The sequence below is a fragment of the Streptomyces sp. NPDC037273 genome, from assembly GCF_055603625.1.
In genome coordinates, this window is the sequence record NZ_JBVJVO010000006.1 from 458,775 (window position 1) to 465,624 (window position 6,850).

Sequence of the window (6,850 nt, forward strand, 5' to 3'; positions counted from 1 at the left end):
GACCGGGCATGAACATTGAGAGGATCCGTCACCTCACCTTCGACGGCTTCGGGTACCGGTGCCGGATCGTCGAGAACGCCGCTCCCGCCACCGAGCCCGTCGTCGTACTCGGCGGCGCTTTCCAGGACATGTACGCCTACCAGCGGCTCGAAGCGCGCTGGGCGGCGTCCGCGACCGTCATCAGCGTGGACCTGCCGGGATCGGGCGCGGCCGACGTGCTGCCCGCCTCGTACGACTTCGACTTCCTCACCGGTGCGCTGGTGGACCTGCTGGACCGGCTGGGCCTGGGACGGGTGAACGTCTTCGGGGCCTCCTACGCCATGCCGATCGCGTACGGCCTGGCCCAGAGACATCCCGAGCGCGTCGCCCGCCTGGCCCTGGTGGGCGCCGCTCCCGTCTACCCGCCGGACCAGCGCGCCGCGCTGCGGACGATGGCCGACGCCCTGGAGTCGGGTGACGCCGGCGCCTACGCCCGTATGAGCATCGCGGCCCTGTTGTCCCCCGCCGAGCGGGACGTCCACAAGCGCGCGGTCGTCACCCGTGTCCTCTCCCGCACGATGGGTTCGGTCACGCGGGCCGACATCCCCCGGCATCTCGCCTCGACGTACCGCGTCATCGACTGGCAGGGGCTACGGCCCGGGGGTGTCCGGGACGTTCCGGCGCTGGTCTTCACCGGTGAACACGACAGCCTCACCCACCCCGACCTGGGGCGCGAGGTCGCCGCGACCATCGCCGGAAGCGTCTTCACCCTGATCCGGGGCGCCGACCACCTCTGCCATCTCGAACGGCCGTCGGAGATGTCCGAGCTGCTGGATCGCTTCTTCACCGACCAGTCCCTCGACGACCTGCCGTACCTCACGCCCGTCGAACACCACGCCAGGCCGGCCGCCCTGGTCCCGTGACGGCCCCCCCGGCGCCCCACGACGACCAGCCCGCCCCCGCACTCATCCCGTCCCTCTCCCGAACTCCCGAAGGACACCGATGTCCGACCTCCGGCCCGAGACGGCCGTGACGCCCGACTCCGCCGACCACGGCTTCGTCACCTACACGGACGCCCTCCTCCACACCCTGGCGCGCCGGCCCGCCCTGCCCGTGATCATCTGCCCCGACCGCCGGCGGATCACCGGGGGCGAGCTGCGCGACAGCGTCCACCGGCTCGCCCGAGAGCTGATCGCGCGCGGCGTCCGGCCCGGCCAGACCGTCTCCCTGCTCACCGGCAACACCGCCGAGGCGCTCGTCGCGCGCTACGCGGCCAACCTGGCCGGGGCGCGCGTGACACCCCTGTACGACGGGCTGAACGCGGACGCCCTGGCGCACCTGGTGGACGTCGCCGACACCGAGCTGCTGCTGGCCGACCCGACCCGATACGCGGACCTGGACCGGCTGAAACCGCTGCTCCACGTGCCGATGCTGGCGACGCTGGGCCCGCATCCGCACGCCGACGACATCTGCGCGGCGGCGGCCGGGCAGCCGTCGGAGCCCGTCACCGTGCCCGTCGGACCCGCCGACGACTGGTGCATCCGCCACACCGGCGGCACCACGACCGGGCTGCCGAAGAGCCTGCAGATGAAGCACGGCCCGTACCGCCGCACCCTGGACCACCTGTGCTCCCCCACGGGCGCCCCGCCCCGCTATCTCGCGTGTACGCCGCTCACGCACATCGCGGGGCTCTGGGCGGACGTGGCGCTCCTCCAGGGCGGCTCCGTCGTCCTCCAGCCCGCCTTCGACCCCGGCGAGGCCCTCGCGGCGATCGAACGCGAGCGGATCACCCGGCTGTTCCTCCAGCCGCCCCTCCTGCACCGGCTCCTCGACCATCCCGCGCTGCCCGCCACCGACACCTCCAGCGTCCGGCAGGTCACCTACGGCGGCAGCCCCGCGTCGACGACCAGGCTGCGGCAGACCGAGAGCGTCTTCGGGAAGGTGCTGCACAGCTGGTACGGACAGAACGAGACGCTCGGGCTCACCGAGGTGGGCCCCGAAGAACACGACCGCGTCGGCCGGCACGGACAGATCACCGTCGGCCGCGCCATGCCCGGCGTCGAACTCCGCGTCGTCGACGGGCACGGCGACGTCCTCCCGAACGGCGGCGAAGGCGAGATCCACGCCCGCGCCCACAGCGCCATGAACGGCTACTGGAAGCAGCCCGAACTGACCGCCCGCGTGCTGAGCGACGGCTGGGTGCGCACCGGCGACATCGGCTACCTCGACGACGACGGCTACCTCTTCCTCGCCGACCGAGGCCACGACACGATCACCGTCGACGGAACCCGGGTCTATCCCAGCGAGATCGAGGAGGTCCTGACGGCCCACCCCGCCATCGCCCAGTGCGCCGTCTTCGGCATGCGCCACGACGACACGTCGGAGCACGTCCACGCCGCCATCGTCCCCGCCCGCGGCCACCACGCCGACCTCGACGACCTACGCCGCTTCGTCGCCGCCCGCAAGACCCCCCTCCACGTCCCCCACACCTTCCACGTCCTGCAGGCCATCCCCCTCAGCAGCATCGGCAAGCCCGACAAACACGCCCTCCGCCGAGCCCTCTCCTGAACGGCGGCCCCGCCCGCCGACCGTTGTTCACCGCTGCTCCTGGCACGTTGTGGCACGGCCGCCGACTTCAGGCGGCGGATTTCCTGGTGGGTGAGGGAGACCATCGCGGGGGTGTTGCCCGGTTCCCAGTCGACGGTGATCAGGTCCTCGCCGGCGAGGTAGGTGCAGGCGGCGGTTGGACCCGTTCGCGGTAGACCTGTCGCTCGCGGAGTGTCGCCATGACCGAGTCCTGCCCGGCATGGGGATCATCCGCGCGCCGATGAGCGGGTGTCGCGGGGGCGCCGGGTCCGCGCCGCCGTCGGTCTCCCAGGCGTCCTCGCTGCCGCGGGCGTCCCGGGTGTCCCGTATGCGTCGGCTGATCGCGGCCTCGTCGGACATCAGGGCGCCGGCGGCCAGGGCGCTGCCGGGGAGGGCGGCGGCGGTCATGAGCCGTGCTGCTGAGGCGGGTTCGGTTTCGGGCGGGATCACCAGGAGGTCGCAGCGGTCGACGGCGTACGAGAGCAGGATCATCTTGTCGGGATCCTGTTCGGTGAACCAGCCGACGTGCACGGTGTGCCCGGTGGCGGCGACCTTGTGCGGGACGACGGGCCAGCGGGTGGGGTTCACCGCGACGCGCGTGATGCGTCCGAAGTGCTCCTCCAGCGCGTCGACCAGAGGCGGAAGTTTCGACGGCCAGGTCATGCGAACGAGGCCACCAGGCACCGTCCAAGAGGCCGGCGAGTGTGGTCTTCGGCGTCAGCGAAAGGCGCGCCGAAAGCAGGGAATGCGACGGTGGTGGTCATGAACGCGGACCCGTCTCCGGGCCGCCCTGCAGGGCGGCCCAGTGTCTTGATCGCCGGAAACGACGTCCGCGTGGGAGCGGGTGCTCGACTTACTCCCGGTACCTTCAGCGTACTCCGCCCAGCGGCCGGACGAGCTGCTCTGACCAGGCCATTTCCCGCCGGGCGATTTCCGGAAGGTCATCCGCGCCACTCGACCAGGACCAGCGTGGCGTCGTCCGAAGTGGCGTCGCCCCGTGCCCGTTTGAGGGTGTGGGAGAGGTCCCGTGCCACCGCGCGTACCTCTCGGTCCGCCTTCTCCAGCTGGTTCACCCAGTCGATCAGCTGGTCCTCGCCGAACTCCTCCTGTCCGCTCTTGTGTTCCTCGATCAGTCCGTCGGTGAAGCAGAGGACGCGATCCCCTGGTGCGAGCGACACTTCGCTGACCTGTGGCTGTGCTCCTCCGAAGCCGACGGGCAGGGTCGTGGGGCTGTCCAGGCGGCCTACGACGCGGTGCCCGCGGATCAGCATGGGGGCGGGGTGCCCGGCGTTGACCCACTGGAGGCGGCCGGTGTTCGTGTCCAGCCGCATCATCTGCGCGGTCACGAAGTGGTCGGGTGCGAACTGCTCGGCCACGGCGCGGTCCATGAAGAGGTAGATCTCGGACAGTTCGATGCTGATCCGGCGGGCGTGCCGGTACGCGCCGATGGTCACGGTGGCCATCGTGGCCGCGTCCAGACCGTGGCCCATGGCGTCGATCATGGCGAGGTGGAAGGTGTCCCCGTTCAGGGCGTAGTCGAAGCTGTCGCCCGCCACGTCGTAGGCGGGTTCGAGGACGCCGGCGACGGTGACGCGCGGCGTCACCATCGACAGGGGCGGCAGCAGCGACCACTGGATCTCGGCGGCGACGCTCATCGGTTCGCTGCGACGGGTGCGGAAGAAGAGATCGGTATGGCTGTTCTTGGTCTGCAACATGGCGGCGATCAGCCCGGCGATCCTGCGCAGGAGGCGGCGGTCGTCGTCATCGACGGCGTCCAGGGTGACCGCCAGGACGCCTGCCTGGTCGCCGCCGTCCAGCAAGGGCAGCACGACCCGTACGCCGTCGGGCAGTACGAGTTCGACCGGGCGTGAGGTGAGGAAGCACCGGCCGGCCTCGGAGCCGTCGATGGCCTGCGGTTCGCCGTCCGCCAGCCCTTCGCCCGGCAGGGGGACCAGCCGCTGCTGTCCGTAGTCCTGGAGCAGGATCTGCGGTTCCCGTCCTCCCAGCCGCGCCACCGTGTCGGCGAGCACCGGCCCGACCTGATGCGGTGGCAGCTCGTGGGACCGGTCCAGGAGGCCACCCAGCAGCTCCTCCCCGAAGCTCTCCGAGCGATCGGGATCCCCGGGCGATCCGACTGTCATCCCGCTCCCTTCCGCAGGGCGGCGGACGGCCCGTGCAGCGCATGTGCCGCGCCCCGGCGGGCACGGGAGCCGGGCCCGCCACCGGCGATCTCGCCACCAGGATGCGCCTCGACGGCCGGGCCCGCCACACAGGACGCGGTCGCCGGTACAACGCTCGACGAGGCACGGAGCACGTGGGGGACCGGCGGGGGACGATGGCCGACTGGACGTCGCCGCAGGACAACGTCACCCAGGCAGCCGAAGTGCTTCCCGAACCGGTGACCGATGGCGGACATCCGCGAGTGGCGGACCCATGTCGTCGTGGACACGCGGGGCCACAGGATCGGTGAGCTGTTCAGGAGAGGACGGCGGGAACCCGTATCGAAGCAGGGCTCCGCGCGATCGACGGGTTCACTCGACTCATTCCGAGGCCGGCGGCGGGGATGATTCGGCGGCGCGGCGGTACTCGGCGTTGATGCGCTGGGCTTCTTCGAGCTGGTCTTCGAGGATGATGATGCGGCAGGCGGCCTCGATGGGGGTGCCCTGGTCGACCAGCTCCCGGGCGCGGGCGGCGATGCGCAGCTGGTAGCGGGAGTAGCGGCGGTGGCCGCCGCCGGAACGCAGCGGAGTGATGAGGCGCGCTTCGCCGAGGGCGCGCAGGAATCCCTGGGTGGTGCCGACCATCTCGGCGGCCCGGCCCATCGTGTAGGCGGGGTAGTCGTCGTCGTCGAGACGGCCGAAGGAGTCGTCTGCTGTCACTTGCACCTCTCTGGTGAACGCGTGGAGGGGCCCTGGTGCCGTACTGGCACCAGGGCCCCGAAGGAACTACTACACCATCTGCCGGTCCTGATACTGCACCGGCCTTCTGTTTCCGCCGACCCGACCGAGACACTGTCGGGCTCGCGGGGATCGCGATTGCTTGACCGGAGACCACCTCACTATCGATGTCCTGCGGTACCCGGGGTCGAGAGTTCCGCCCGGGCGATCCTGATGGCGCTCGGTCCCTCCGTTCTTCCCTCGGTTATCAACTGCTTCCCAACGGGGACTGCGTACTGCTGGTACTGGCGGCCCCTGATCACTGCGGGCCACCCGGTGCGGTCGTCAGTCCCGTCGCCGTCCTGCTGACGATCCTGGCTTCGGAACTCCACCACCGCACCGCCCTGCCAACCGCACTTGCGGGTACTGCTGCCCGGCAGTTCATCTCTGCCCGGCCTTCTTGTCTCTCTGGGCTACGAGAGAAACCATAACCACGTCACCACTCAATGTCTACTCTGGCCGAGATAGATTTTTGTGTGTCGAGAGGGGAAGTAGTCCTTTGTCGCAGCTCGGCCGGGAAGCCCGTCGTACGCGGGAGGGCCCGACCCGCACGTGTGCGGGTCGGGCCCTCCTCCGGCTGTTCCGGTGGCGGCGGCCATGGCCCTCAGGACTTCGCCGGAGCTCCGCCTTGTCCGGCCGCTCCGGGCAAGGCGGCGCTCCAGTGGTTCCTCGTGGGGTGTCCGGCCGGGGCGATCCGGGTGGGGGGCGAGGTGAACGGCCGGCGGTCGCCAGGGATGTCGCGCAGCCGGATGCGGTCCGTGTACGCGCTGCTGTCACGGACGGCGGCGAGCTGGGCCCGGGTGACCAGCCGGGTACACAGACCGTCGTCGTCGCAGATGAGCAGATGCTCCGAGCGGGCACTGATCACGACGGACAGGGCCACTTCCACGGTCATGTCGTCACCGACCCGCGGTGCGGCCGTTTCCGTGGGGTCGGCCACCTTCCTGTCCACGGGGTTGGCGTTCGCTGAGTGGGGCTGCGTCCGAACCAGCGTCAAAGTCTGGGCCAGCGTCAAAATGCCTCCTGGAGAGATGAGTCGGATTCCCCTTCACATGACCTGCGGACCGCCGGGCGGGCGGCGGACCGCCGCGGGCTCACGCGCCGGCCCGCTGTGAGCTCGCGCGGCGGGCCGCCGAGGCGGCGCTACGCCGACCGCGGGACACCGGGCCGCGCTTACGCGGCTCGGCCGTCGGCGCGGTGATGGTGACCGGGACGCCGGAGGGGGTCCGGGCGCCGGTGATCCGGTGGAGCGCTTCCTCGCCGGAGCGGACCTGGGTGGTCCGGGGCACGATGCCGGCGGTGGCCATGAGGCGGGTCAGGCCGCGCCTCTGGTTGGCGGTGACCAGGGT

General features: G+C 71.0%; 5 protein-coding genes and 2 pseudogenes. 2 read left to right on the plus strand and 5 right to left on the minus strand.

The annotated features are described in order from the left end of the window. Window positions 1–8 precede the first annotated feature (8 nt). On the plus strand, window positions 9–902 hold the full coding sequence (locus tag ACZ7G1_RS19665; RefSeq protein ID WP_470874382.1) for an alpha/beta fold hydrolase: 894 nt from the start codon (window positions 9–11) through the stop codon (window positions 900–902). A 79-nt stretch (window positions 903–981) separates the two neighbouring features. Continuing rightward, complete coding sequence (locus ACZ7G1_RS19670) at window positions 982–2,547, plus strand: AMP-binding protein (RefSeq protein WP_470874384.1); 1,566 nt, start codon at window positions 982–984, stop codon at window positions 2,545–2,547. 228 nt (window positions 2,548–2,775) lie between these two features. On the opposite strand, the pseudogene ACZ7G1_RS19675 reads toward ACZ7G1_RS19670, so the two are convergent. The 5 genes and pseudogenes from ACZ7G1_RS19675 to ACZ7G1_RS19695 all read right to left on the minus strand — a co-directional run. Further along, window positions 2,776–3,329: pseudogene (locus ACZ7G1_RS19675) on the minus strand (DUF5994 family protein); the annotation flags it as partial. A gap of 177 nt (window positions 3,330–3,506) precedes the next feature. Continuing rightward, window positions 3,507–4,706, minus strand: coding sequence for a PP2C family protein-serine/threonine phosphatase (locus tag ACZ7G1_RS19680; RefSeq protein WP_470874386.1), 1,200 nt, complete (start codon window positions 4,704–4,706; stop codon window positions 3,507–3,509). A gap of 399 nt (window positions 4,707–5,105) precedes the next feature. After that, window positions 5,106–5,444 (minus strand): MerR family transcriptional regulator, encoded by a 339-nt coding sequence (locus tag ACZ7G1_RS19685; protein ID WP_073908295.1) that lies wholly within the window; start codon window positions 5,442–5,444, stop codon window positions 5,106–5,108. Window positions 5,445–6,105: 661 nt separating this feature from the next. Continuing rightward, a complete protein-coding gene (locus tag ACZ7G1_RS19690) occupies window positions 6,106–6,498 on the minus strand; it encodes a CBS domain-containing protein (RefSeq protein WP_470874408.1) in 393 nt (130 codons plus the stop codon). A gap of 97 nt (window positions 6,499–6,595) precedes the next feature. Next, window positions 6,596–6,850, minus strand: a pseudogene (locus ACZ7G1_RS19695) (DEAD/DEAH box helicase); the annotation flags it as partial.